The sequence below is a fragment of the Rhizobium sp. SEMIA 4085 genome, assembly GCF_013004495.1.
GTDB classification, from domain to species: domain Bacteria; phylum Pseudomonadota; class Alphaproteobacteria; order Rhizobiales; family Rhizobiaceae; genus Rhizobium; species Rhizobium gallicum.
In genome coordinates, this window is sequence record NZ_JABEPH010000040.1 from 1 (window position 1) to 24265 (window position 24265).

At 60.0% G+C, this 24265-nt stretch carries 22 protein-coding genes; 17 read left to right on the forward strand and 5 right to left on the reverse strand.

Features of this window, described 5'->3' with window-relative positions; translation table 11 throughout:
• Nucleotides 1-162: 162 nt before the first annotated feature.
• Complete coding sequence (locus tag C9413_RS06545) at nucleotides 163-672, reverse strand: hypothetical protein (RefSeq protein ID WP_039846232.1); 510 nt, start codon at nucleotides 670-672, stop codon at nucleotides 163-165.
• 557 nt (nucleotides 673-1229) lie between these two features.
• On the opposite strand from C9413_RS06545, the gene C9413_RS33100 reads away from it, so the two are divergent.
• From C9413_RS33100 to C9413_RS06560, 4 genes are all read left to right on the forward strand, one after another.
• On the forward strand, nucleotides 1230-1469 hold the full coding sequence (locus C9413_RS33100; RefSeq protein ID WP_039846231.1) for a DUF6429 family protein: 240 nt from the start codon (nucleotides 1230-1232) through the stop codon (nucleotides 1467-1469).
• 150 nt (nucleotides 1470-1619) lie between these two features.
• Nucleotides 1620-1781 carry a hypothetical protein gene (locus C9413_RS33105; protein WP_223843957.1) on the forward strand — a complete coding sequence of 54 codons (162 nt, stop codon included), beginning with the start codon at nucleotides 1620-1622 and terminating at the stop codon, nucleotides 1779-1781.
• A gap of 136 nt (nucleotides 1782-1917) precedes the next feature.
• The gene (locus C9413_RS06555) at nucleotides 1918-2220 is read left to right on the forward strand and encodes a hypothetical protein (RefSeq protein WP_039846230.1); all 303 of its coding nucleotides are present in this window, start codon (nucleotides 1918-1920) and stop codon (nucleotides 2218-2220) included.
• On the forward strand, nucleotides 2217-2666 hold the full coding sequence (locus C9413_RS06560; protein WP_039846229.1) for a type II toxin-antitoxin system VapC family toxin: 450 nt from the start codon (nucleotides 2217-2219) through the stop codon (nucleotides 2664-2666). The genes C9413_RS06555 and C9413_RS06560 overlap by 4 nt, the downstream gene beginning before the upstream one ends.
• 296 nt (nucleotides 2667-2962) lie before the next feature.
• Here C9413_RS06560 and C9413_RS06565 read toward each other — a convergent pair whose 3' ends face one another.
• Nucleotides 2963-3961 (reverse strand): LacI family DNA-binding transcriptional regulator, encoded by a 999-nt coding sequence (locus C9413_RS06565; protein ID WP_039847010.1) that lies wholly within the window; start codon nucleotides 3959-3961, stop codon nucleotides 2963-2965.
• A 226-nt stretch (nucleotides 3962-4187) separates the two neighbouring features.
• Between C9413_RS06565 and C9413_RS06570 the strand changes: the two genes are divergently transcribed.
• The 5 genes from C9413_RS06570 (at nucleotide 4188) to C9413_RS06590 (ending at nucleotide 9250) form a co-directional block, all read left to right on the forward strand.
• Entirely contained in the window at nucleotides 4188-5504 is a 1317-nt protein-coding gene (locus tag C9413_RS06570; protein WP_039846228.1) for an MFS transporter, read from the forward strand.
• A gap of 84 nt (nucleotides 5505-5588) precedes the next feature.
• Nucleotides 5589-6524 carry an L-threonate dehydrogenase gene (gene ltnD, locus C9413_RS06575; RefSeq protein WP_039846227.1) on the forward strand — a complete coding sequence of 312 codons (936 nt, stop codon included), beginning with the start codon at nucleotides 5589-5591 and terminating at the stop codon, nucleotides 6522-6524.
• Between the two features lie 11 nt (nucleotides 6525-6535).
• On the forward strand, nucleotides 6536-7312 hold the full coding sequence (gene otnI, locus C9413_RS06580) for a 2-oxo-tetronate isomerase (protein WP_039846226.1): 777 nt from the start codon (nucleotides 6536-6538) through the stop codon (nucleotides 7310-7312).
• A 3-nt stretch (nucleotides 7313-7315) separates the two neighbouring features.
• Entirely contained in the window at nucleotides 7316-8596 is a 1281-nt protein-coding gene (otnK, locus tag C9413_RS06585; RefSeq protein WP_039846225.1) for a 3-oxo-tetronate kinase, read from the forward strand.
• A 333-nt stretch (nucleotides 8597-8929) separates the two neighbouring features.
• Nucleotides 8930-9250 carry a hypothetical protein gene (locus C9413_RS06590; RefSeq protein ID WP_039846224.1) on the forward strand — a complete coding sequence of 107 codons (321 nt, stop codon included), beginning with the start codon at nucleotides 8930-8932 and terminating at the stop codon, nucleotides 9248-9250.
• 393 nt (nucleotides 9251-9643) lie between these two features.
• On the opposite strand, the gene C9413_RS06595 is transcribed toward C9413_RS06590, so the two are convergent.
• Nucleotides 9644-10279, reverse strand: coding sequence for a response regulator transcription factor (locus tag C9413_RS06595; protein ID WP_039846223.1), 636 nt, complete (start codon nucleotides 10277-10279; stop codon nucleotides 9644-9646).
• Between the two features lie 441 nt (nucleotides 10280-10720).
• Between C9413_RS06595 and C9413_RS06600 the strand changes: the two genes are divergently transcribed.
• On the forward strand, nucleotides 10721-11113 hold the full coding sequence (locus C9413_RS06600) for a response regulator (RefSeq protein ID WP_039847009.1): 393 nt from the start codon (nucleotides 10721-10723) through the stop codon (nucleotides 11111-11113).
• 82 nt (nucleotides 11114-11195) lie between these two features.
• Here C9413_RS06600 and C9413_RS06605 read toward each other — a convergent pair whose 3' ends face one another.
• On the reverse strand, nucleotides 11196-14225 hold the full coding sequence (locus C9413_RS06605; RefSeq protein WP_223843956.1) for a PAS domain S-box protein: 3030 nt from the start codon (nucleotides 14223-14225) through the stop codon (nucleotides 11196-11198).
• A gap of 442 nt (nucleotides 14226-14667) precedes the next feature.
• Nucleotides 14668-15579, reverse strand: coding sequence for a helix-turn-helix domain-containing protein (locus tag C9413_RS06610; RefSeq protein ID WP_039846221.1), 912 nt, complete (start codon nucleotides 15577-15579; stop codon nucleotides 14668-14670).
• A gap of 86 nt (nucleotides 15580-15665) precedes the next feature.
• Here C9413_RS06610 and C9413_RS06615 point away from each other — a divergent pair, with 86 nt between their 5' ends.
• From C9413_RS06615 to C9413_RS06645, 7 genes are all read left to right on the forward strand, one after another.
• Complete coding sequence (locus tag C9413_RS06615) at nucleotides 15666-16940, forward strand: ABC transporter substrate-binding protein (RefSeq protein ID WP_039846220.1); 1275 nt, start codon at nucleotides 15666-15668, stop codon at nucleotides 16938-16940.
• Between the two features lie 76 nt (nucleotides 16941-17016).
• Nucleotides 17017-17877 (forward strand): sugar ABC transporter permease, encoded by an 861-nt coding sequence (locus C9413_RS06620; RefSeq protein WP_039846219.1) that lies wholly within the window; start codon nucleotides 17017-17019, stop codon nucleotides 17875-17877.
• Nucleotides 17874-18716 carry a carbohydrate ABC transporter permease gene (locus C9413_RS06625; RefSeq protein ID WP_170250293.1) on the forward strand — a complete coding sequence of 281 codons (843 nt, stop codon included), beginning with the start codon at nucleotides 17874-17876 and terminating at the stop codon, nucleotides 18714-18716. Before C9413_RS06620 ends, C9413_RS06625 begins: the two co-directional genes overlap by 4 nt.
• A gap of 13 nt (nucleotides 18717-18729) precedes the next feature.
• On the forward strand, nucleotides 18730-19815 hold the full coding sequence (gene ugpC / locus C9413_RS06630; RefSeq protein WP_039846217.1) for a sn-glycerol-3-phosphate ABC transporter ATP-binding protein UgpC: 1086 nt from the start codon (nucleotides 18730-18732) through the stop codon (nucleotides 19813-19815).
• Between the two features lie 42 nt (nucleotides 19816-19857).
• Complete coding sequence (locus C9413_RS06635) at nucleotides 19858-21861, forward strand: aldo/keto reductase (protein ID WP_039846216.1); 2004 nt, start codon at nucleotides 19858-19860, stop codon at nucleotides 21859-21861.
• A gap of 205 nt (nucleotides 21862-22066) precedes the next feature.
• Nucleotides 22067-23584 (forward strand): glycerol-3-phosphate dehydrogenase, encoded by a 1518-nt coding sequence (glpD, locus tag C9413_RS06640; RefSeq protein ID WP_039846215.1) that lies wholly within the window; start codon nucleotides 22067-22069, stop codon nucleotides 23582-23584.
• 42 nt (nucleotides 23585-23626) lie between these two features.
• The coding region (locus C9413_RS06645) for an ABC transporter ATP-binding protein (RefSeq protein ID WP_170250294.1) at nucleotides 23627-24265 on the forward strand (639 nt) is incomplete at its 3' end.

The window sequence follows — 24265 nt, forward strand, 5'->3', positions numbered from 1 at the left end:
CTATGTGTCACTAAGCGGTTCCAGATTTTGCAATCCTCTGTGCAATCAGTCCATGCCACCAATCTCAATAACAACATCAATGAGCTCCGCGAAAACTCGAGCCCCTTTTTGCCTTCCAAATCCCCTCACTCCTTGCTGCTTGCAGACAATGCGCGGGCAACTCTACTGAGCCTCCTGGCAGGCGCGCAGGGCCTTAAGGGCCGCATCGGTTCCGGCAAGGCTCACCGCGAACGGATCGCGCCCTGCCGGCGTGATTGTCAGCGTCTTCTTCTTGGCGAGATCGTAGATGAAGTCGGGATTGTTGACCCAAATGAAAGATCCATCAAAACCCTCCATCTGTTGACCGGTCGCCTCCCCGCTGAATTTCTGACCGTCAACGTCGAATATCACGGAGCGCTTTTCGCCACTGACAACGTTGGCATCCGCCTTGGTGTAGAGCGCCATATAGCCGCGTCTGCCGCCGGTCGTATCGATGCCCATCTGAATCTGCGTGCTCTCGTTCAGTCTTTTTGCGATCAGGCAGCCCGGGCCCAGGTCCTGCCTAATGACAATGTCCCAGCCTGCTGCCGAACCGTATTTCTTCATCTGGGCCTGAACCTGGTCCATCGCCGTGCTGCCGAGAAGGCCTACAATCATCGCTGCTGCGATGCGGGCTTTTGGTGCCGCTTTCATATCTTTTCTCCTCCTTGTTTCAGCCATGCCGATGTGGCTCCAGGCTGGTCTCCAATGGGGGGTAGGTTTGTCGTGTGTCCCCGATTCGAGGTGAGGGCATCGTGCCAATCGACTACGCGCTGTTGGCTTTGCCCATTGTCATAGGTCTTGATGCTGCGCTACCGGAGGCGCGCTCGTGCGAACCCAACGGTCGAAATAGGAATTGCCGTGGCAAACAAGCGATTTCAGTGAACCGCGCCATGTCACTTCGAATTCCTCCTAGAGCGCTATGGCGTGGCGTCTGCGGCGTCTTCGGATGGTCAGTTTATGCGGGTTTGTCTGCCTATGGGGCCATAGCATCGCAGACGTATTGTGGAACAATGCGTGCATCGTCGCAAGTAACAACTTCTGACTACCAAATGCAACGCGTAGATGGACGAGTATGCTGGGTATAAATGTACCAGCGCGTGTTTTTGTTTAATTCCGGCACGCGCCGCGACCAAACCATAAAAAGCCCGCAAGGAGAAATGAACTGACCCCATTAAGTTGGACACCTACCTTCGGGGGTTTTGCATGTTATGGTCGATAGATGGATATCGACGAGAAAGATCGACGATGCTGTCCTGGCACTGCTATGGCTGACGCTGCATGACGGGCGTCGGGGATGGAAGAGCTTTGATTGGGATGCGACAGACCGACTGTTCAAGAAGGGCCTGATCGGTGATCCGGCGAGCAAGACGAAGTCCTTAATCTTGACGCACGAAGGCTTGCAGCGAGCAGAGGAATTGTTTCGGGAGTTGTTCACGCGGCCGCAGTAATAGCTGCCGTCTCTTGCGCCTTCCAATTCCACGGAATCTGAGCAGCACCCTTCTCGCGATCGTTTCGGGCACCGTCGCATCCGAGCTCGCCGCCCATCGCTGCTTTGGCTGGCGCCCGCACCCAAGGTCGCGCCCTATCGGTGGGACTTCTTGGAGCACGGCAAAGAGTTCAATGTCGCCGTCATGCCTGAGATCACGACCAACGACATGGCGTTGATGATCAAGCTTGCCATCGCGGGCGCCGGCGTTACCTCGGTATGGAAGAAAAAATATCTTCGTGATCACCGGTCATATTCAGGGACGGCAGTCTGATCAGATCACCGTAACCGCTCCTGACATTGAAAACCTCTCAAGGTTACCTTCACCTGTCAAAATGGAGAAGTGTGCCGCAACCTTGCGTTCCACGGAAAACACGGCTATATATCCAGATACAAAACGGAGACAGGCAATGGGCAACAGCGCGCAGAAGAGAGCCATTGAGAATTATCGGTCTCGTCTGACTGAGCGCGGCATAGCGCGGTTCGAGATCCAGGCGCTTGATGCCGACCGCGATCTACTCCGGAGCCTTGCCCGGAAATTGACGGAGGACGGTCCGGAAGCCGGGCAGCTTCGCCGGACCATACAGCAGGCAATGGCGGGGGAGCCTCCGAAAGCGGGCGGTATTCTCGCCGCCTTGCGTCGCTCACCTCTGGTTAGTGCGGATCTCGACCTTAGCCGGCCGCGAGAAGAGGGTCGTAAGGTCGATCTGTGACGCGCTACCTCCTTGATACAAATATCATCAGTAACGTCATAAAGCCGGAGCCGTCGGGCTCGCTGCTGGATTGGATGGGCGCGCAGAAGGACGACGACCTCTTCATTGCGTCGCTTACCCTCGCCGAAATCCGTCGAGGTATCTTGGAGAAACCGAAAGGCAAGAAGCGAAGCAGCCTTGAAGCTTGGTTCTCCGGCCCCGAAGGCCCGCAAGCGCTGTTCGCCGGCCGCGTCCTATCGTTTGATGAGAAAGCTGGCCTTGTCTGGGCGCGGCTGATGGCCGACGGCAGAGCCAAAGGTCGTTCGCGAAGCGCGCTAGACACAATCATTGCCGCTGTAGCCGAAGCGAACGAGTGCGTCGTCGTGACCGACAATGAAAAGGACTTCGAGGGCGTCCAGATCATCAACCCGCTCCGTGGCCCTGAGAGCCAGGGGGTGGGTAGGTGATGATAGCGCGCACGGTACGGCCGGTTCATTTCGAAGATTTCAGTGGCAGCGAGTTCGAGCGCCTCGTGTTCGCCTACCACCTTTGCGACGGCTGGACTGATCTCGCTTGATTCAGCCAGACACACGGCATCAGCACGGAACCTCCGAAAGCGATGCATACACCCGATCCGGCGATGGCAAGTCAGCGGGTTTTCCGTGAAAAAGCGATCCAGGAATTAGATCAGGTTGTGAATTTCTATGTCTGCTATCGCATAGGCCAGAAGCACCGACGTATACTTTGCCCGCCAGACGTCAAGTCAGGCGGTTGCCCCTTCGATCAGCTCGAATCCGAGATCGACGACCTGGGATGGCGCATTATTGACGACAAGCTGTGCGGCCACCTTTCCGGTCTCAACGCGCGGGGTGCGGATGGTCGAGAGCGGTTGCGGCGTTGCCCGGCCGATATCGAGACCGTTATAGCCGAAAATGGCAAGCTGTGAGGGGATCGATATTCCCCTTGCGAGACAATGAAAATAACCACCAAGCGCCATGTCGTCGTTCGAAAAATAAACCGCATCGAGATCTGCTGTCCGGGCGAGCAAGCGTTCCAGCCCCAGCCTGCCGTTCTCCACGGATGATGCCCCGGCGAGGATTTCGCGATCGGCGAGGGTCGCATCGCCAGCGGCGAGCGCTTCGCAGAAGCCGGAAAACCGCTTGCCGGCGCGGGTATCGCGGTTCAGGTCGTGACCGACATAGCCGATGTGGCGATAGCCCCGCTTTAGCAGAAAAGCAGCACTTTCCCGACCGGCCGCACGGTTGGAAAAACCAACCGCCATGTCGAGAGCATCACCGTCAAGATCGAGCAGTTCCACGATCCGGCAACCGCTCGCGCGCAATCTCTTTACGGTGCCGTCAGTGTGCTCGTATCCCGCCACCATGACTGCCGCCGGCCGCCAGGCGAGCATCGCGGCGGTCAGGGATTCCTCCTTCTCCGGATCATAGTCGCTGACGGAGAAAACCGCCTGGTATCGATTTTCCTCCAGAATGGTGCTGGCGCCTCTCAGGACGTCGGGGAAGACGATGTTTGAAAGCGATGGGACGACGAAGGCAACAAGACGCGAACCGGTTGACGCAAGAGTTCCCGCGATCCGGTTCGGTACATAACCCAGCCGCTCGACCGCTGCCATGACCCGGTCCCGCGTCTTGTCGGAAAAGGAACCGTGATTGCGCAGGACGCGTGATACAGTGCTCTCGCCGACCCCGGCCGCTTCTGCGACCTCGGCAAGCGTCACTGTACCCTGATGCTTGAATTCCACGGTCATGCTTGAATCCAACCTGGCGGCTACCTGAGTGTGGGCGATGAGAATCCACCGTGCCACTATTTTTCACCGCTTTCACTAAGAAGCAAGTTTCATTTTGGCAGCGCTGCCATTTTTTATGTTGGCAGCGCTGCCAAAATGGTTTAGACAAAATGGCAGCGCTGCCAACATCCCGGCCGGCGTACCGCGGAAGGAGACTTGCGGTAAACCCTTGGAGGAAATCATGACGCTGCAAACGCAGGCGCCAGTCGATGGCGTGTACCCCGCAGAGGCGGTGGAGGATCGTGCCTATGGCAAGGTATTCTGGCGAATCGTCCCTTTTTTGATGCTGTGTTACGTGGTCGCGTATCTCGACCGCGTCAATGTCGGCTTCGCGAAGCTCCAGATGGCGAGTGAACTCGGCCTGTCGGAAGCGGCCTATGGCATCGGCGCAGGCATTTTCTTCATCGGGTATTTTCTGTTTGAAGTGCCCAGCAACGTCATCATGAACAAGGTTGGCGCGCGGGTGTGGATGGCCCGTATCATGGTCACCTGGGGCCTCGTTTCCGCCGCTTTCATGTTCACCTCGTCGGAAACCGTCTTCTACATCCTGCGTTTCCTTCTGGGCGTTGCCGAGGCGGGATTTTTCCCCGGCATAATCTTGTACCTGACGTCCTGGTATCCGGCGCACCGCCGCGCCAAGATCATTACCACGTTCATGTCTGCGATCCCGATATCCGCCATCTTCGGCAATCCGCTTTCGGGCCTGCTGATGGACAGCTTCCACGGAACGCACGGTCTTTCCGGCTGGCAATGGATGTTCCTCATCGAAGCCATTCCGGCCATCCTTTTCGGCGTCGCCACGTACTTCTACCTCGATGATACGATCCGTGCCGCCAAATGGCTGGACGACGACGAGAAGGCGGTGCTGACGGCCAATATCGAAGCGGAGAACCGAGCCAAGGTCTCGAGCCCCCACAGCATTGCCGGAACACTGACGGACCGCCGCGTCTGGCTGATGTGCCTTATCTATTTCTGCTTCGTGCTCGGGCAGTATGGACTGAATTTCTGGATGCCGTCCATTGTGAAGGCCTCGGGCGTAACCGGAAATCTGAACATCGGCCTGATTTCCGCGATCCCCTACATCTGTGCTTTCGTTGTCATGCTGGCGCTCGGGCGCTCCTCCGACAGATTGCGCGAGCGGCGGTGGCACCTCGTCATTCCCGCCCTCATCGCGGCCGGGGGTTTTGTCGCAGCAACGACGGCTACAAGCACGACAGTCGCCATTGCCTGCCTCTCGCTCGCCACCGCAGGCGCCATCAGCTGCGCACCCCTCTTCTGGTCCCTTCCGACGGCTTTTCTCGTCGGTACGGGTGCGGCCGCCGGCATTGCCTGGATCAATTCGGTCGGAAACCTCGCCGGATTTCTCGGGCCGTTTCTGGTAGGCTATCTGAAGGACCTTACCGGCAGCAACAGCATGGGCATGTATTTCCTGGCCGCAGCGCTCATCGTCGGTTCGCTGGCCGTGCTGGCGGTTCCCCGAAAAACCGTCAATCGCTAAACCTTCCAAACTGCCGCCCTCCGGAGATCTACGGCTCGAAGGGGGCGGGCCTGCTAGATTTTCAAAAACCTGGAGAATATCGTCATGGCATCGCATGCTGAAAATCTGGGACAGACGGTCGCTGCCGTGATCGGCCTCGGCTCCATGGGGGCTGGCATGGCCCGGTCGATGAAGCGCGCAGGCCTCGACGTCGTCGGCTATGACATCGCGCCTGCCGCCATCGATCGCTTCGTCGCGGATGGCGGGCGTGGCGCCGCCACCCCCGCCGACGCGGTTCGGAGCGCTGACATCGTCGTTTCAGTCGTCGTAAACGGCGCGCAGACCGCGGCCCTATTGTTTGGTCCCGAAGGTGTCGCAAGCCTAATGAAACCAGGAGCCGTATTCATTTCATCGGCGACAATGGATCCTGCAGTCGCGCGGGACCTGGCGCACCAGGTGGAAGCCATCGGGCTACACTACCTCGACGCGCCAATTTCCGGCGGTGCGGCAAAAGCGTCGAGCGGCGAGCTGACGATCATGGGGTCCGGCTCCAGGCTTGCCTTCGAAGCGGCTCGCCCGGCCCTCGATGCCATGGCCGCCAAGGTCTATGAACTTGGCGATGCGGCTGGCACAGGGGCAGCCTTCAAGATGATCAATCAACTCCTTGCCGGCGTGCACATCGCAGCTGCATGCGAAGCGATCGCCTTCGCTGCCAAGCAAGGCCTCGATCTCGATAAGGTCTACGGGGTGATCACGGCGTCGGCCGGCAATTCGTGGATGTTCGAAAACCGGATCCCGCATGTGCTGGCGGGAGATTATACGCCGCTCAGCGCCATCGAGATTTTCGTCAAGGATCTCGGCATCGTTCAAGACATGGCGCGTTCGGAGCGTTATCCGGTGCCGTTGGTGGCGGCCGCCTTGCAGATGTACCTTGCGGCTTCAGGCGCCGGTATGGGCCGTGACGACGATTCCTCGCTCGCCCGGCTCTATGCCCAGCTCTCAGGTGCGAAATTGCCTGGCACAGTCAAAGAGTCGCGATAAAGGAGGTAGGAATGCCCATTTTCGCGGCCAACCTGACGATGATGTTCAACGAATGGTCGTTTCTCGATCGCTTCAATGCTGCAGCGGATGCCGGATTTGCCGCCGTCGAATATCTTTTTCCCTATGAAGCCCCGCCGGAAGCGATCGCCGAGCGGCTAACTCGCAACAACCTGCAGCAGGCGCTGTTCAATCTGCCGCCGGGTGATTGGGTAGCGGGCGAGCGTGGTATCGCAGCGCTTCCTGGGCGGTTCGACGAATTGAAGTCTGACGTGGAACGGGCACTGGACTATGCGGCGGCGACCGGCGCAAAGCGGCTGCATCTAATGGCAGGGCTTGCCGAGCCCTCTGATACAGAGGCCGCAACCTGTTATCGGCATTCCGTGGCCTACACTGCGGCGCGGCTCGGAGAGAACGGTATCGATCTGTTGATTGAGCCCATCAACGGACGAAACATGCCGGGATACTTCCTCAATGATTTCGGTGCCGCTGAGCGGCTCATCACCGACCTCGGCCTGCCCAATCTAAAGCTTCAGTTCGACGTCTATCACTGCCAGATCCTGCATGGCGACGTGGTCATGAGCTTGCGCCGGCTGCTGCCGGTGACCGGCCATATCCAGGTCGCTAGCGTGCCGTTACGCAATGAGCCGGACGGGGAGGAGCTGAACTATCCCTATTTGTTCGAGGAATTTGACCGGCTCGGTTACGGCGGCTTTGTAGGATGCGAATATATCCCCCGGGGCCAGACGCTGGACGGCCTCGACTGGTTCAGACCTTTTGCAAGGAGCTAGCGGATGACCATCCTGCTCGGATCGATCGCCGACGATTACACCGGCGCGTCAGACCTTGCCAACACGCTGACCAAGAACGGTCTTCGCACCGTGCAGACCGTCGGCATTCCCGACCCGTCGTTGGTGCTGCCGGATGTCGACGCAGTCGTCGTCTCCATGAAAATTCGCTCCGTCGCCGCCGCTGAGGCCGTGGCTGCCGCGACGGAGGCCGAACGATGGCTGCGCAAGTGCGGGGCGACCCATGTGCTTTACAAGGTCTGCTCGACCTTTGATTCGACCGATGCCGGCAATATCGGTCCGGTGACGGAGGCGCTGAACATTGCTGCCGGCGGCGGCACGGTGCTGGTTACGCCCGCGTTTCCGGAAACTGGACGCACTGTCTATCTCGGTCACCTCTTTGTCGGCGGGCAACCGCTGAACGAAAGCCCGCTAAAGGATCACCCCCTCAATCCAATGCATGACGCCAATTTGGTGCGCGTCATGGCCAGGCAGTCGCGCGGTGCGGTCGATATTGTCGATCTGGCAACGGTCTCGGCCGGAGCCGGTGCGGTAAAGGCGCGGCTTGAGGCTCTGCGCGCCGCGGGCGCGACCGCCGCGATCGCGGATGCGATCTGCGAACCGGATCTTGAAACGCTCGGCGAGGTGGCGCTCCAAACGCCGGTATCTACCGGCGCATCGGGCCTCGGTCTCGGTCTCGCCCGCGCCCTTACGCGCTCGGGCCGGGTATCTTCTACGTCTGCAGCAACTGCTGGGGCCATGCGCCCCGTGGGCGGGCTTGCCGCGATCGTTGCCGGCAGCTGCTCCAGCGCGACGCTGCGGCAGCTAGACGTCGCCGAACGGTCGTTGCCCGTTCTGCGGCTCAATCCGGAAAAACTGCTTGCCGGCCCCGAAGAGATTTACGCCGCGATTTCCTGGGCCGGAGACCGCATCTCCGCCGGCCCCGTCGTCGTCGCAGCGAGCGCGTCGCCGCAAACCGTTTCCCGGCTGCAATCGCAATACGGACGGGACGCCTCGGGCCACGCGATCGAAACCGCGACGTCGATCATTGCCGAGGAACTTATGACAAGAGGCGTGCGGCGCCTGGTGATCGCCGGCGGTGAAACCGCCGGCGCAGCGGTCGACAGGCTCGCCATTCCAGCATTTCTGATCGGCCTGGAAATCGCGCCTGGTGTACCGGTGCTGCGAACGGTCGGAAATAAACAGGGCGACATGCTTCTGGCCCTGAAATCCGGAAACTTCGGAGGCGAGGATTTCTTCACGGCTGCGCTAGCAATGATGCACTGACTTGATCATCGGATCGAGGACTTCCATCGACGTCGGTTCTTGGGGGTAATATCTAGTCCTGCGTAAAAGCGCACCTAGACCCTCGTATAAGTCATCCCTTCCTCGTTGGTATCTGATCCTTCCTCCGGATCAATAGGCAGGTCCGACAACGTGCTGCTATCGTCAGTGCACATTCTCCCCCGGGGCCGTTTCCCAAAGCGCCATGAATGGACGGGCGGCACATCGGGGAGGCGGAGCCGCCCGAAAAGACGGAAATACTATTTAACAACGGCTCAATCTTAGTGGGAAGCTTCGAAACCGAAGCTGGTTCAATTCACCATCGAGGTGCGGATCATGAGCAAGGCAGCAGCTATTTTCTTTGCAGTCGTGATCGCGGCTCCGGCAATGGCGCATGATGCGACGCCAACGGCGGCAAAGCCGCACGGATGGACGTATCCGTTTTCGTGCTGCAGCGGGATGGATTGCCGCGAGGTTCACGATCAAGGGATTCTCGAGGGCCCCCGCGGATATGTCATCAAGCTCACCGGGGAGCTCATAACGCCACTGGATACTCGCATCAAAAACAGTCCAGACGGGCAGTTTCACCAATGCACGGTGGCCGGCGAGCCCACGGGTCGCACCATTTGCCTGTTCGTCCCTCCGCGCTCCTTTTAAGGATTGTCACCATGACACAAGAGCCCAACCGCATCGAAATCGATCTGCAGCGCATGTCAGAAGGCTGGACGATAGCATCAGCTTATCCGATCCAGATGCCGCCAGACTATCCATCAGTGCCGAATTTGGACCCTGAAGCGCATTTGATGAGGTTTTCCCTCATGCCGCGCGAAACAATATCGCCTCTCGGGGGGCAAGCTTTGCAATCCCGGACATCTGCATTTACCCTGTACGCGACTGGGACGCGGTTCGGTCTTTTATGCTACTCGCTCGGGCTTGTCCGCCTTGTAGAGGACTTTGAGGAGCTTTGCCTTTCGCAGCATTCCGTGACGATACATTAAGGTCAAGCGGTGCTCCAAGGACAGGTTTCTCGGGAGGATTGGCCGGGCGGACCTAAGAGCCTTGCGGCTTTCCTGGCTCGAGCTTCAGCTTGTCCGCCATGAGGGCGAGTTCGGGCAAGGACTTGGCACGCATCTTCTGCATGACCTGGCTGCGGTGAACTTTCACGGTAATCTCGCTCACGCCCAGATCGGCGGCGATCTGTTTATTGAGCCGTCCAATCACCACCATAGCCATCACCTCGCGCTCCCGCGGGGTCAGGCTATCGAAACGCGCGCGCACCGTCGCCAGTGCTTTTTCATTTTCAAGCCACACGCGGTCGCGCGCCAGGCCGACGTGAACGGCGTCGAGTAGATCCTGCTCGCGGAACGGTTTCGTCAGGAACTCAATCGCGCCCCCTTTCATCGCTTGGACGGACATGGGAATGTCGCCATGCCCGGTGATGAAAACGATCGGCAGCTGAATATTTCTCCGCGATAACTCTCGTTGAAATTCAAGACCGCTTTGCCCCGGCAGCCGCACATCCAGCACGAGGCAGGTCGGCCCGTTGGGTCGTCCAGACTTGAGGAAGTCGTCCACAGAGGCGAGGAGTTTCACGTCAAAACCGACGGAACGCAGCAGGCTGCCGAGCGCCTCGCGGATCGCCGGATCATCATCGATGACGATCGTGGTTGCTGGCACCTCCGTCATCTCAGCGCACCTCAGGGGGAGCCAGCTCTTGCGGACACGAGGTGTCTGCACCCGCTGCTGCGGCATCAGGGCGAGCCCAACCGACAGAGTGGCGATGCCGCAATGAGAACACTCCCCTCTCTACTCAGCCGGTGCCGAACCGAAGCTTTCTCGCACTTCAGAATGCGCCCTAATTCCTTCAGCCACAAGGCCAGTTACGATTGGATCGGGCTGCCGGCTAAGGCGTCGCACCTCCTGCCATCGCCGGCACGCCAAACCGGCAGCCAGCTGGACCAGGAACTCATCCTGGCAAGCTCGGCTCTTCGTAACGAGAAGTCTTAAACACTCTATACCATCGTATAGCTCCCTGTGCCTTTGTCGCCCTTGCAGGCTGATGTATCCTACAGCCGCGACCACACCTAGATTTCTGCAAAAACGCCTATCGCGGATTTGGAGGCAGCAGTGCCAACGAAGAAGCCTCTAATTGCGATCGTCGATGATGACCAGTCGATGCGCGAGGCCACCAAGGGACTCATGAGGTCGCTGGGATTTGATGCCCAGGCTTTTTCATCCGCCGATGATTTCTTGAAATTTCCCCATCTAAACCGCACGGCCTGCCTGGTAACGGACATCCATATGCCCGGAATGAGTGGGCTTGATCTGCACCGGACCCTCGTTGCATTGGGCGAGAACATTCCGACCATTCTGATCACTGCCTACCCGAACGAGAATGTGCACGCGCGTGGGTTGGGTCCGGACATTGTCGGCTATCTGGCAAAGCCGTTCGGCGAGCAGGACCTGCTGAAGTGCATCCGTTCTGCGCTAGTGCGCGGTAGCGACGGCGACAATGATTGACGAGTGGCTGCTGACGCCAGGCCGCGCGTCGAAGGTGATTGCATGAGGTGTCGCCAGGACCCGCCACCTCCCACTGCCGGCGTTAGGCCGGGTGCTCGCCAGGAGCGCTCTCGTCCGGGGCTGAAGGCAGGGTGAATTGAAACACAGCTCCCCAAGGCTCATTCGTCCTGGCCCACAGCCGCCCCCCGTGGGCCTCGATGATCGACCGGCAGATGGCCAAGCCCATGCCCAGACCCTCTGCCTTCGTCGTGTAAAACGCCTCAAACACCCGCTCCACACTCTCCGGCTCCAATCCGACGCCGGTGTCCTGCACTTCGATCAGCACGGCCCCCGATGCGTCGAGCAGGGACCTGATGAGCAGCTTGCGTGGCCGATCCGCGATCGTCTTCATCGCCTCGATGCCGTTCATCACCAGGTTCAGGATTACCTGCTGCAGCTGCACCCGGTCGCCCGCAACGCGCGGAAGGTCGTTAGCCACCTCGGTCCGTAGCACGATCCGATGGCGGCGTACCTCACCTTGGACGAGGGCTACCGAATCTTCGACGAGGCCGTTCAGGTCCACCTGCGCCGTGACAGTGGCTGTCTTCTTCAGGAGCGCGCGCACCCGGCCGATGACTTCGCCGGCCCGGTGCCCGTCGCGGACGATGCGCGCCACCGTCTCCCGCGCCTCGTCGAGGTTGGGGGGCTGGCTGGCGAGCCAATGCAGGGCCGCGTTGGCGTTGGCGACCACGGCGGCGAGCGGCTGGTTAACCTCGTGGGCGATGGAGGAGGTCAGGGCGCCCATCGTCGTCACGCGCGCGACATGCGCGAGCTCGGCCTGCGCCTTCTGCAGGGCCTCCTCGGCCCGCTTGCGATCTTCGATGTCGACGAGGAACCCATACCATTTGAGAATGTTTCCGTGCTCATCGTGCAGCGGCACGGCATTTTCAAACCACCAGCGATATTCGCCGTCGGCCGCCCGACGGATTCGCACCTCAACCTCGAACGGGTGGCCCGTGGTCAAGGAGGCACGCCACCTGGACATATACTGCTCAAGGTCTTCGGGGTGAAACCGGGCTTCAGCGCCCCAGCCCGCTCTTGCCGTTGCATCCAGGGACAAGCCTGTGAACTCCTGCCAACGCCGATTGATGAAATCGACACGGCCGTCGGGCAAGGCAGTCCACACCATCGCAGGAACTGTCTCGATGACCTCGCGAAGCTCTTCTTCACTCCGCCGGGCGGCCTCTTCGGCGCGCTTGCGTTCGGTGATGTCCTCGCACACGATCAGGATGACAGGTCGCTTCTTGATCACCATCGCTCGAGCCGTCTCGCGGACCCAGAGCATCGAGCCGTCCTTACGTATCTTGCGCAGTTCCCAGCTCATGGCTCGGCCGAGATGTTCGAAGCAGGCGGCCGCATGCCTCTGGATCGTTTCTCGGTCTGCCTCATGAAAGATGTCCTGTACGGGGCGGTTGATCAGTTCGTCGACCGTGTACCCAAGCTGCTCCGCCCCAAAGGGATTCACAGACACGATGGTGCCACTGGCGTCCACCATGAAGTACATCGTCGGATTGTTCTCGAATACGGCTCTCCACTGCTCCTCGCTGTCCCGCAGCGCCTCTTCCACCCGCTTGCGCTCGGTAACGTCTTGGATCGTACCAAACATGCTGTGCGGCCGTCCGGACGCGTCCCTTGTCAGATCGCCCTGGCTGTGCACTATGCGCAGCTCGCCGCTCGGCCGGACGATGCGGTACTCCAAGTCGTAACGAGATTCGCCACGCACGGCCTCTGCCGCGGCCTGGCTCCAGATCGCCCGGTCCTCTGGATGAATCCGCTCAACCGCTTCGGCAAGACTGACCACCGTGCCTGTGCGCGGCGTCAGCCCAAAGATGCGGTATGTCTCTTCTGACCAGGTAAGACAGTCTGTACCGAGGTCACGTTCCCAATAGCCGACATGGGCAACGTGTTGCGCTTCTGCGAAGTTGGCCTCGCTTCGACGCAGACCCTCCAATGTCTCCTTGAGACGGAAGGTCATGAGAGCGAACGCCTGGGCAAGCAGGCCGACCTCATCGTTTCGACGAACCTTGGGCACCTCTCGCCATTCGCCGTTTGCAATCGCGTGCGCTGCCTGCGTCAAGGCAGTCAACGGCCGCAACGTGCGACCGACCATCCTTAGTCCGAGGACCCCGAAGACAGCGACGATGACCGTGCCGACGCCTATCGAGAGATAGGCCGCACGATATACAGGCATCAGGAAATCCGAAGCTGGCACCGCTGAGATGATGGTCCAGTTAAGTGCACCGGGGGCAGCGGCGCGATCGACGGCCGCATAGATCTTGCCGCCCTCAGGGTCACTGAAGGAAAACACGTGCGGTCCGGGTGCCGAGGACCCGGCGATGTCAGGATGCCGACGAAGGTAGCGGGCGGTTTCGCGAACGATGGGATCGGTCGCCTCTGATGCCTGCAGGCGCAGGTGCCCGCCGTCGGCGCCGATGGTGACGGGCGACACTCCTCCCGACGCGCCAATCAAATGTCCGGTGGCATCAATGATGAAGGCCCTGCCGTTGTCGCCGATTTCCAGCGTCTGCAAGAACCTGGAAAGCTGAGTGAGGATGAGATCGATCCCACCCACCCCGACGAAGTTGCGGTTCGTGTTGAAGACGGGGACGGAGAGCGAGATGCCCAAGATCGGCTCGGCCACACCGAGATAGGGCTCGGTCCAGTATCGCTTGCCCGTCTCCTTGGCCTGCGCGTACCAAATCCTCCGGCGTGCATCGATCGCGCCTTTCGACTTCCGCAATCGGCCGGTCCTGCCGCTTGGCAGTGCTTCGAACTCGCGCACGGGGCCTGCGCGAAATTCATCGGTGATCAAAAACACGACGCTTGAATCTGCCAATCGCCCGACCGAAACCATCCCGCCCGCCTCGTTGCCGAAAAACATCCAGTCGACGTCGGGTTCCTCGGCCAGCAAGGCATGGAGCTCCTGTGCGACAGCATCTGGGTCGCCGGGCGATAGGTCGTGACGAACAAGACCATTGGCCAACCGGGAAACCGCTTTGTCGGCGCCGCTCACCAAATGACCGACGTCGCGATGCACAGCATGCGTCACCTCTCGGATCAGGCGCTCGGACATGATCGAGACGATGACGTTTCCCGTCCAGATCCATAGACCGGCCAGGACGAGACTTAGAACGAGAACGACGCCGGCGACGGCGAGTATTAAGTGATTGCGTAACATGATCGCCGAGTTCCCCAGACGGCCAGATGAATATTATGTATTCCGTATATTGCTCCTATGCCTGGGCGCTCGCAATCCGGGGCTCGCTGATCGGGCCTGGCGCGGGCCGGGAATGGTTCAGGCTTGGCTCAAGGCGGCTCAGATCTATCCCGGTATGCGGTTGAGACCTCTACGAGCCAGCAGCATCCGGTTGATCTCTTCAAAGGTTTGCGCCGGATCGCGCTGGTCGTCTTGTAGGACAGACTTCCTCGGGCTCCGCCTCACGGCTGTCGGGCCCGGCAATATCGTGATTCTTCACACAGTTTCAGAAGTTTACCGTTTATGGACGGGAACCAGCCTAGCTTGCCGGCGCGCCACTCGATGTGGCGAGGCGAATGTCTCTTCGGAAGTCCGAGGGCGACATGCCGGCGATGTGGCGGAAGGACTTGTTGAAGGCGCTGATGGAGCCGAAACCGCTGTCCATCGCCACCTGAAGCACATTGGTATCGTCGGCCATCAGCAATGCCTGGGCGCGGGAGAGGCGCAGCAGATTGAGATATTTGCTGAGCGTCATACCAGTCGATTTCTTGAAGACGTTCATTGCATATTTCGGATGCAGGTCCGCCGCCCGGGCGATATCGACGGTGTCGATGTCCTCCATGAAATTAGCGGCGATGAAATCGCACATCCTGACTATGCTGCGTGACGGTTGCGCATGGGGCTGATCGGCCTCCCTTCCACCGTAGCCGACGACCGTCATCGAATAGGGTTCGAATGCGATGCGCTCGATACGGAGCAGCAACTCGTCGACGGCATGCTGCGCCTTTGCCGGATTGCCCGAATTCGCGTAGCGGAACCAGCGGGAAAAGTTCTCCTTGTCCGCGGCATCGGTGGCAGACGTCAGCAGCGTCGAGCCCTTCATCAGGCGGCTGGAGATTTCAGCGGGAAGGCGGAGACGGAAGAAATAGACAAGCGGCAAATGGGCACCTGCGTAGAGCGAATCTTCCGAGGATTCATCCATCTGATGCGGCTGGCCGCCCCAGAATAGGCACATGTCGCCGGCCTTGAGCGTCATTTCGTGATCGTTCATGCGGTAATGCACAGTGCCCCGCATGATGTAATTCACCTCCACCTGCGCATGCCAGTGCGGCATCGCCATCACCGGTGGATGGGCATGAAATAGCTGCAGCTCTGTCGGCGATCCTTCGATGCTGCTTGCGCCCGGCTGATAGATGGCTCTGCTGGCAACCTTACTTTCCGCCAAATTGATATTCCCTTTTTAGGAGACAGCGGCTCCCTTACGGATAACTTAGCCACGTTCGCTAAAGGACGGCAATTGAAAAGGGAGGATTTTCAATGCGCTTCAAACTTATCGGTGCGACCGCTGCGGTCGCACTGCTTTCTTCCGGTTCCGCATTCGCGCAGTCGGGCAATCTCACCATCTGGAGCTGGAACGTCGCGGCGTCGGCGCTGAAATCCACGCTCGAAGGCTTCAACAAGCAATATCCCGATATCAAGGTCACGGTCGAAGACCTCGGAAACAGCCAAGTCTTCGACAAGACACTTGCCGGCTGCGCAGCCGGCGGCGACGGCCTGCCGGACATCGTGACGATCGAAAATTTCGAGGCAGAAATCTTCTGGAACCGCTTCCCGGACTGCTTCGCCAACCTGAAGGATCTCGGCTATACGGCGGAAATCCAGGCGAAATTCCCGGACTTCAAACGCACCGAGCTGGAGGTGGATGACATTGCCTATGCGATGCCGTGGGATTCCGGCCCGGTCGCCGTCTTTTACCGCCGCGATTTCTATGAAAAGGCCGGCGTCGATCCGGCCACGATCAAGAATTGGGACGATTTCATCGCCGCCGGTAAGAAGATTTCCGAAGCCAATCCCGGCGTCGTGATGGCCCAGGCCGATTTCAACGGCGATAGCGAGTGGTTCCGGATGATCGCCAACGAGCAGGGCTGCGGCTATTTCTCCACCGACGGCCAGGCGATCACGATCAACCAGCCGGCCTGCGTCGCGACCCTCGAAAAGGTCAAGCAGATGAAGGACGCCGGTACGCTGACAGCCGCCATCTGGGACCAGAAAATCCAGGCCAATACCGCCGGCAAGGTCGCAAGCCAGATGTATGGCGGCTGGTACGAGGGCACGATACGCTCAGGCTCGCCGGACCTTTCAGGCAAATGGGGCGTCTACATGATGCCGAGCCTCACGGCTGACGGCCCGCATGCCGCAAACCTTGGCGGTTCGTCGCTAGCCATCAACGCCAATTCCGAAAACAAGGAAGCGGCCTGGGCCTATCTGAACTATGCGCTGGCAACCAATGAGGGCCAGGTCACGATGCTGAAGTCCTTCGGCCTCGTCCCCTCGCTGCTGTCGGCCGTCCAGGATCCTTTCGTCAACGAGCCGCTGCCTTATTGGGGCGGGCAGAAGGTCTGGGCAGATATCCTTTCGACGCTGCCGAAGATCGTACCGAGCCGCGGGACGGCGTTTCAGAGCGATGCGGACGCGATCTACAAGGCAGCGCAGACGAAGTATTTCGCGGGCGGTTATCCGGATGCGAAAGCTGCACTTGACGATGCGGCCAACCAGATCGCCTCGGCGACCGGCCTTCCGATCGCAGAATGAGCAACCGGCCGGGCGCCTGGTGCGCGCCCGGCATTCACCTACATGGTGGCTCGTTTTGCTTGTGAGGAGGAAATAAATGCCGTTCAGGACCCGGAGCGCCTATGCGTTCCTTGCGCCCTATCTGCTGGTCTTCGCGACCTTCTGGGTCTGGCCGATCATCAACTCGTTCTTGATTTCGTTCCAGAATACGCGCGTCAATCCCTGGAAATTTAGCCTTGCGTCGAATTGGGGGCGCCTTTTCGGCGACCCGGCTTTCTATAACGCGCTCTACAACACGCTGATCATCCTGGTCATCCAGGTGCCGGTGATGATTGCGCTTGCAACCGTCATGGCGGTGCTCTTAAATTCGCCGCTGCTGAAGGCGCGGCCTCTTTTCCGCTTCGCCTTCTTCGCGCCCGTCGTCGTCGGCGAGGTCGCCTATGCCGCCGTCTTCCGGCTGATGTTCAGCATCGACTTCGGCATCGTCAACAAGTTGATCGGTTCGGTCGGCATCGCTCCCGTTTCCTGGTTCGACAATGCGAACGCGGCGATGGCCCTCGTCATAATCGCCGTTACCTGGCGCTGGGCCGGCTACAACGCGATCATCATCTTAGCCGGCTTGCAGTCGATCCCCGAGGATGTCTACGAGGCTGCGACGCTCGATCGCGTCAGTAAAATACAGCAGTTCTTTCACATCACCCTGCCGCTCCTGAAGCCGATCATCCTCTTCTGCGTGGTGCTGTCGGTGATCGGCACGATGCAGCTCTTCACCGAACCCTTCCTCATTACCAATCGCGGCGGCCCGGGCGGGGGCACGGAAACGCTCGGCCTGCTTCTTTACCGACAGGGCTTCACATCGCTGAATTTCGGCTACGCGTCGGCGATCGCCTACACGATAGCTGCATTGGCGATTGCAATTTCGCTTTTTAATCTCTGGGTGGGGAGGGAACCGAAATGAAGTCGAGGTCCAAGTCGCAGTCCCTCTTGATGCGCAAGATTGCGCTGCATGTCGTGCTGACGCCGCTTGCCATCATCTGGCTCTTTCCGCTCTGGATGATGTTCGTTTTCTCCACCATGCCGGACAATGGCATCTTCAGCCCGGACATCGTGCTCTGGCCGTCGACGAATTTCGTTGAGAATTTCAAGAACCTGGAGGCCGATACGAATTTTCTCCGGGCGATGTTCATCTCGATCACCGTCGCGGTCATCTACACCTTCTTGTCGGTGCTCCTGACATCGATGGCCGGCTGGGCGCTTGCCCGCTATCGATTCGCTGGCCGCTCCGTCGTCACAGCCATCATTCTCGGCACGATCACCTTGCCTTTCGCCGTCGTCGTGATCCCGCAATTCATCATGGTGGCGCGTGAATTCAAGCTGGCGAATCCCTGGGTGGCGCTGATCGTCCCGCCGCTCTTCAATTCGCTGGGCGTGCTCTTCATGCGCCAGTCCTTCTCGATGATGCCGAACGAGCTCTTCGATGCCGCCCGCGTCGAAGGCGTCAAGGAGTGGCAGATCTTCCTGCGCATCGCCTTGCCGCTTGCCCGTCCGACAATGGCGGCGCTCTCGATCATTCTCTTCCTGGCATCCTGGAACAACTATCTCTGGCCGCTGCTCATCAATTCCAGGCCCGGAATGATGACAGCGCCGGTGGCTCTTGGAACGCTGATCGGCCTCACCAAGGTCTCCTGGGGCGGCATCATGGCAGGTGCGATGTTGCTGACCGCGCCGATCCTCGTCGTCTTCGTGCTGTTGCAGCGCCACTTCATCGCCGGCATCGCGGCCGGCGCAATCAAATAATAGGGGAGGCCGCATGGCGGAGCTTTCACTCAGGAATGTTGTAAAACGCTTTGGCGCCTTCGGCGTGATCCATGGCGCCAATCTCGACGTGAAGGACGGCGAGTTCGTCGTCTTCGTCGGCCCTTCGGGCTGTGGAAAATCCACCCTGCTCAGGATGATCGCCGGCCTCGAGGATATCTCGGAGGGCGAGATCACGATCGGCGGCAGGGTCGTCAACAATGTCGAGCCCGCCGACCGCGGCATCGCCATGGTTTTCCAATCCTATGCGCTCTACCCGCATATGACGGTAGCAGAAAACCTCTCTTTCGGCTTGCGCATGAACGGCAACCCGAAAGAGGATACCGAGAAACGGGTGCGCCACGCCGCCGAGATCCTGCAGATCAAGGAATTGATGGAACGGCGCCCCAGGCAACTCTCAGGTGGCCAGCGCCAGCGTGTTGCGATCGGCCGCGCCATCGTTCGCGAGCCCGAGGTCTTCCTCTTCGACGAACCGCTCTCGAACCTCGATGCAGAACTGCGCGTGCAGATGCGCGTGGAAATCTCCAGGCTGCACAAGCAGCTTGGCGCGACGATGATCTATGTCACGCACGATCAGACGGAGGCGATGACGCTTGCCGACAAAATCGTCGTGCTGCGCGCCGGCAACATCGAGCAGATCGGCGCGCCGCTCGATCTTTACGACGATCCGGCTAACCAGTTCGTTGCCGGTTTCGTGGGTTCGCCGAAGATGAATTTTCTGGCGGCAGAGGTTGTTGAACGCGATGCATCGAACGTGACAATCGCCTTGGCGGGCGAGAGGAACGTCCGCCTGACGCTGCCGGTTTTGGCGGCAACCGGAAAAGGGGCGCAAGTAACGCTCGGCGTGCGACCCGAGCATTTTTCCGACCAGGGCAGTGGCGACGCCGACCTCACCGTCGCGGTCGATGTTGCCGAACACCTCGGCAATACCAGCTACATCTATGCGACCGCTGCGGGCGGCCAGCCACTCATCATCGAACGTCCGGAATCCCGTTCTGCAGCCGATCGTGACACGCTCACCGTCGCGCTGTCGGCAAAACGCACCTTCCTGTTCGACAGCGAAGGCAATCGCTTGCGCTGACGAAATCCGCTCCCAAGACGAAGATACGAAAGAGGAATAGTCATGAGTTCAGAACAACCGATCCGCTGGGGCATCATCGGCCCCGGCACCATCGCCCGCACCTTCGCAGACGGCATTGCCCATTCGCGTACGGGTAAGCTGGTGGCGATCGCGAGCCGCAATCCGGAAAAGCCCGGCCTTGGCGATGGCTTTCCCGGCGCTCGCATCGTTAAGGGCTATGACGCGCTGCTGACCGATCCGGAGATCGACGCCGTCTATATAGCCACCCCGCATACCGGCCATGCCGAGTGGGCGATCAAGGCGATTCGCGCTGGAAAGCATGTGCTGGTGGAAAAGCCGATCGCGCTTTCGGCCTTCGATGCGGATGCGATCTACCACGAAGCGCAGAAGGCCGGTGTCTTTGCTGGCGAGGGCTTCATGTACCGCCTGCATCCTCAGACGGCGAAGATCGTCGAACTGGTGAAAAGCGGCGTGATCGGCACGGTGCGCATCATCCGCTCAAGCTTCGGCTTCAACATGGGCAGCTTCAAGCCCGAGCATCGTTTATTCGCCAACGACACGGCAGGCGGCGGCATCCTGGATGTCGGTGGCTACCCCGTTTCGATGGCGCGGCTGATCGCCGGTGCGGTTGAAGGCACACCGTTCCTCGAGCCGGAGAAGGTTTCCGGCGTGGCGCACCTCGGACAGTCCGGCGTAGACGAATGGGCCTCCGCCGTCTTGAAATTCCAAAACGGCATCATTGCCGAAGTCTCCTGCTCCATCATGGCCCAGCAGGACAATACGCTTCGCGTCATCGGCTCCGAAGGCCGCATCGAGGTCAAGGATTTCTGGTTCGCCTCAGGTCACAAGGGCGGCATCGGCACGATTGAGATTTTCAAGGGAGCCGAGCAGGAAACGGTCGAGGTCAAGGAAGACCGCTGGCTCTATTCCTTCGAAGTCGACGCGGCCGGAGATGCAATCCGCGCCGGAGAGAAGGAATTCGCTTCGCCGGGCATGAGCTGGGCCGATTCCACCGGCAATCTTCGCGTTCTCGACAAATGGCGGGCCTCTGTCGGCCTCGAATATGGTGTCGAGAAGGCGTCGAAGCGAACCACGAATATTGCGGGCGGAGCAGTCCGGCCTGGCAGCAGCATTGCGCAGCGCCAGATACCAGGCATCTCTAAACCCGCCTCTGTCGTAACACTTGGATTCGAGTTCTTTCCGAACTTTGCGGCCGCCTCGCTGACGCTCGATGCCTACTACGAGGCGGGCGGCAACGTCTTCGACACGGCCTATGTTTACGGAAGCGGCAAGACGGAGAGCATCTTCGGCGATTGGCACACGAGCCGCAATGTTTCGCGTGACGAGATCGTGCTGATCGGCAAGGGGGCGCATTCGCCGCTCTGCTATCCGGACATGATCGCCAAGCAACTCGATCAGTCGCTCGAGCGGTTGAAGACGGACTATGTCGACATCTACTTCATGCATCGGGACAATACCGATATTCCGGTGGGAGAGTTCGTCGATGCCATGGATGCCGAAGTCAATCGCGGCCGCATCCGCGGGATTTTCGGCGGCTCGAACTGGACCCGTGAGCGGATGGACGAGGCAATGGCCTATGCGGCAAAGACCGGCAAGAAAGCGCCTGCGGCGCTTTCTAATAACTTTTCGCTGGCCGAAATGCTCGATCCGATCTGGGCTGGATGCGTCGCGGCCTCGGATGACGAATGGAAGAAGTGGCTGAACGAAAAGCAGGTTCCGAACTTCGCTTGGTCCAGCCAAGGCCGCGGTTTCTTCACCGACCGGGCAGGACGCGACAAGCACGATGATGAGGAAATCGTCCGTTGCTGGTATTCCGATCGCAATTTCGCACGCCGCGACCGCGCAAATGAGCTCGCAAAAAAGCTCGGCCGAAACCCGATCCATATCGCGCTCGCCTATGTGATCGCCCAGCCGTTCCCAGTCATTCCGCTGATCGGCCCGCGCACGATCGCCGAACTGGAAGATAGCCTTTCGGCCCTCGACATCGAGCTTACGCCCGAACAGGTAAAGTGGCTGGAGGGCTAGGAAAACAGCCCGGTTCATGCCGGTTTTTCCTACGCTCTCGGCCGCTTCATAATGCGCCGCTACCCGATCGGGTGGCGGCTTTTTCTTATCCCGTCTTGATGCAAGAAACATTCGTTTGACACGCGAATGGTTTTCGTTTTTACTTCAAAAAGTTTCGATTTGTGCGGTTTGCGCAAATCGACTGCGGCGCACGGGGAGGGATAAAGTGGGCCAAACACATCACGACCTTTTCGTGATTGGCGGCGGGATCAACGGCTGCGGCATTTGCCGGGATGCTGCTGGACGCGGCTATTCTGTGGCGCTGGCGGAGATGGGCGACTTTGCCTCTGGCACGTCGTCTGGGGCGACGAAGCTGATCCATGGGGGCTTGCGCTATCTGGAGCATTACGAGTTCCGGCTGGTGCGCGAATCGCTGATGGAGCGCGAGGTGCTTTGGGCGATGGCGCCGCACATCATCTGGCCGCTGCGCTTCGTGCTGCCCTATCACAAGGGTGGCATCCGGCCGGCCTGGCTGATCAGGCTGGGGCTGTTTTTCTACGACCATCTTGGCGGCCGCAGGCTTTTGCCGCCGACCGCCGTGCTGAACCTGCGCCGCGATCCGGCGGGCCGGCCGCTCAAGCCGGTGTTTGCCAAGGCCTTCGAATATTCCGACGGCTGGGTCGACGATGCCCGCCTGGTGGTGCTCAACGCCCGCGATGCCGCCGACCGCGGTGCGCTGATCATGCCGCGCACCAAAGTGGTGGCGGCGCGGCGCAAGAACGGCCTGTGGGAAATCGACAGCTGCGATATACTGAGCGGCGAAAGGCGCCGGCATCAGGCCCGCATGCTGGTCAATGCCGCCGGTCCCTGGGTCGACCAGGTGCTGCGTGCAGCCCTTGGCGAGACCGAGGCCCGCCATGTGCGCTTGGTGCAGGGCAGCCACATCGTCGTCAAGAAGAAGTTCGAGGGGCCGCGGGCCTATTTCTTCCAGAATCCCGACAACCGCATCATCTTCGCCATCCCCTACGAGGACGACTTCACGCTGATCGGCACCACCGACCGCGACTATAGCGGCGATCCCAAGGACGTGCGCATCACTGCGGAGGAGACCGGCTATCTCTGCGCCGCCGCCAGCGAGTATTTCAACGCACCGGTGACCCCGGACGACATCGTCTGGAGCTATTCGGCGGTGCGGCCGCTCTATGACGACGGCGCCTCGAAGGCACAGGAGGCGACGCGCGACTATGTGCTGCAGCTCGAAGGCAAAGGTGGCGAGGCGCCGCTGCTCAATGTCTTCGGCGGCAAGCTGACCACCTACCGGCGGCTGTCGGAGCATGCGCTGGAAAAGATCGGCGAGGCGATCGGCACGAAGGGCGGCCCGTGGACAGCGAGGAGCCATCTGCCGGGCGGCGATTTCCCGGTCAAGGGCTATGCGGCCGAGGTGAGCAGGCTGAAGGCTGACTATCCGTTCCTTGCCGAGGCCCATGCCCGCCGGCTGGTGCGCCGCTACGGCACGCGCGCCGCGAGCCTGCTTGCAGAGGCTAAATCTATCGCCGATCTCGGCCACTGCTTCGGTTCCGATCTCTACGAGGTCGAGGTCCGCTATCTCGTCCGCAACGAATGGGCCGTCACCGCTCAAGACATCCTGTGGCGAAGGACCAAGAACGGGCTATATCTGCAGATGGATGAAGTACAGAAATTGGAGGAGTACATGGCCGCGATCCCTGCGCAACTTGCGGGATGAGGCGCCATGTCGTCCCCGTCGTGAGGAGGCACGGGAACCGGAATGCTTGAATTGCGGAATGCCGCTAAGATGGTAGGTGGTGAATACCATATTCACCCGACCGATCTGACACTTGAACGGGGCACGCTGAACGTCCTGCTTGGACCGACGCTCTCCGGCAAGACGTCGTTGATGCGCCTCATGGCTGGACTTGACCGTCCAACCAGCGGCTCCATCCATTTCGATGGCGCCGATGTGACCGGCGTGCCGGTGCAGAAGCGCAATGTCGCAATGGTCTACCAGCAATTCATCAATTACCCCGCGTTTACCGTCTATGAGAATATCGCCTCGCCGCTCAGGATCGCTGGCCGGGACGCGAAGACGATCGATGTGGAAGTGCGCAAGGCGGCAGAACTCCTGAAGCTGACGCCGTATCTCGAGCGTACTCCGCTCAACCTGTCAGGCGGGCAGCAGCAGCGGACCGCGCTTGCGCGCGCCCTTGTCAAGAATGCAGGTCTGGTGCTGCTCGACGAACCGCTTGCCAATCTCGACTACAAGCTGCGCGAGGAACTGCGCCAGGAACTGCCGAGGATATTTTCCCAGTCGGGCGCGATTTTCGTCTATGCGACGACGGAACCTTCGGAAGCCTTGCTGCTTGGCGGCAATACCGCAACCCTCAATCAGGGAAGCGTGACGCAATTC

What these genes read in the sequence shown, in the direction of transcription:
- otnI (WP_039846226.1), top strand. Translation starts at nt 6,536, where the DNA reads ATGCCCATTTTCGCGGCCAACCTGACGATGATGTTCAACGAATGGTCG.
- ltnD (WP_039846227.1), top strand. Translation starts at nt 5,589, where the DNA reads ATGGCATCGCATGCTGAAAATCTGGGACAGACGGTCGCTGCCGTGATC.
- ugpC (WP_039846217.1), top strand. Translation starts at nt 18,730, where the DNA reads ATGGCGGAGCTTTCACTCAGGAATGTTGTAAAACGCTTTGGCGCCTTC.
- C9413_RS06620 (WP_039846219.1), top strand. Translation starts at nt 17,017, where the DNA reads ATGCCGTTCAGGACCCGGAGCGCCTATGCGTTCCTTGCGCCCTATCTG.
- C9413_RS06605 (WP_223843956.1), bottom strand. Translation starts at nt 14,225, where the DNA reads ATGTCCGAGCGCCTGATCCGAGAGGTGACGCATGCTGTGCATCGCGAC.
- C9413_RS06590 (WP_039846224.1), top strand. Translation starts at nt 8,930, where the DNA reads ATGAGCAAGGCAGCAGCTATTTTCTTTGCAGTCGTGATCGCGGCTCCG.
- C9413_RS06635 (WP_039846216.1), top strand. Translation starts at nt 19,858, where the DNA reads ATGAGTTCAGAACAACCGATCCGCTGGGGCATCATCGGCCCCGGCACC.
- C9413_RS33100 (WP_039846231.1), top strand. Translation starts at nt 1,230, where the DNA reads ATGGTCGATAGATGGATATCGACGAGAAAGATCGACGATGCTGTCCTG.
- C9413_RS06625 (WP_170250293.1), top strand. Translation starts at nt 17,874, where the DNA reads ATGAAGTCGAGGTCCAAGTCGCAGTCCCTCTTGATGCGCAAGATTGCG.
- C9413_RS06595 (WP_039846223.1), bottom strand. Translation starts at nt 10,279, where the DNA reads ATGACGGAGGTGCCAGCAACCACGATCGTCATCGATGATGATCCGGCG.
- C9413_RS06570 (WP_039846228.1), top strand. Translation starts at nt 4,188, where the DNA reads ATGACGCTGCAAACGCAGGCGCCAGTCGATGGCGTGTACCCCGCAGAG.
- C9413_RS06545 (WP_039846232.1), bottom strand. Translation starts at nt 672, where the DNA reads ATGAAAGCGGCACCAAAAGCCCGCATCGCAGCAGCGATGATTGTAGGC.
- C9413_RS06615 (WP_039846220.1), top strand. Translation starts at nt 15,666, where the DNA reads ATGCGCTTCAAACTTATCGGTGCGACCGCTGCGGTCGCACTGCTTTCT.
- otnK (WP_039846225.1), top strand. Translation starts at nt 7,316, where the DNA reads ATGACCATCCTGCTCGGATCGATCGCCGACGATTACACCGGCGCGTCA.
- C9413_RS06555 (WP_039846230.1), top strand. Translation starts at nt 1,918, where the DNA reads ATGGGCAACAGCGCGCAGAAGAGAGCCATTGAGAATTATCGGTCTCGT.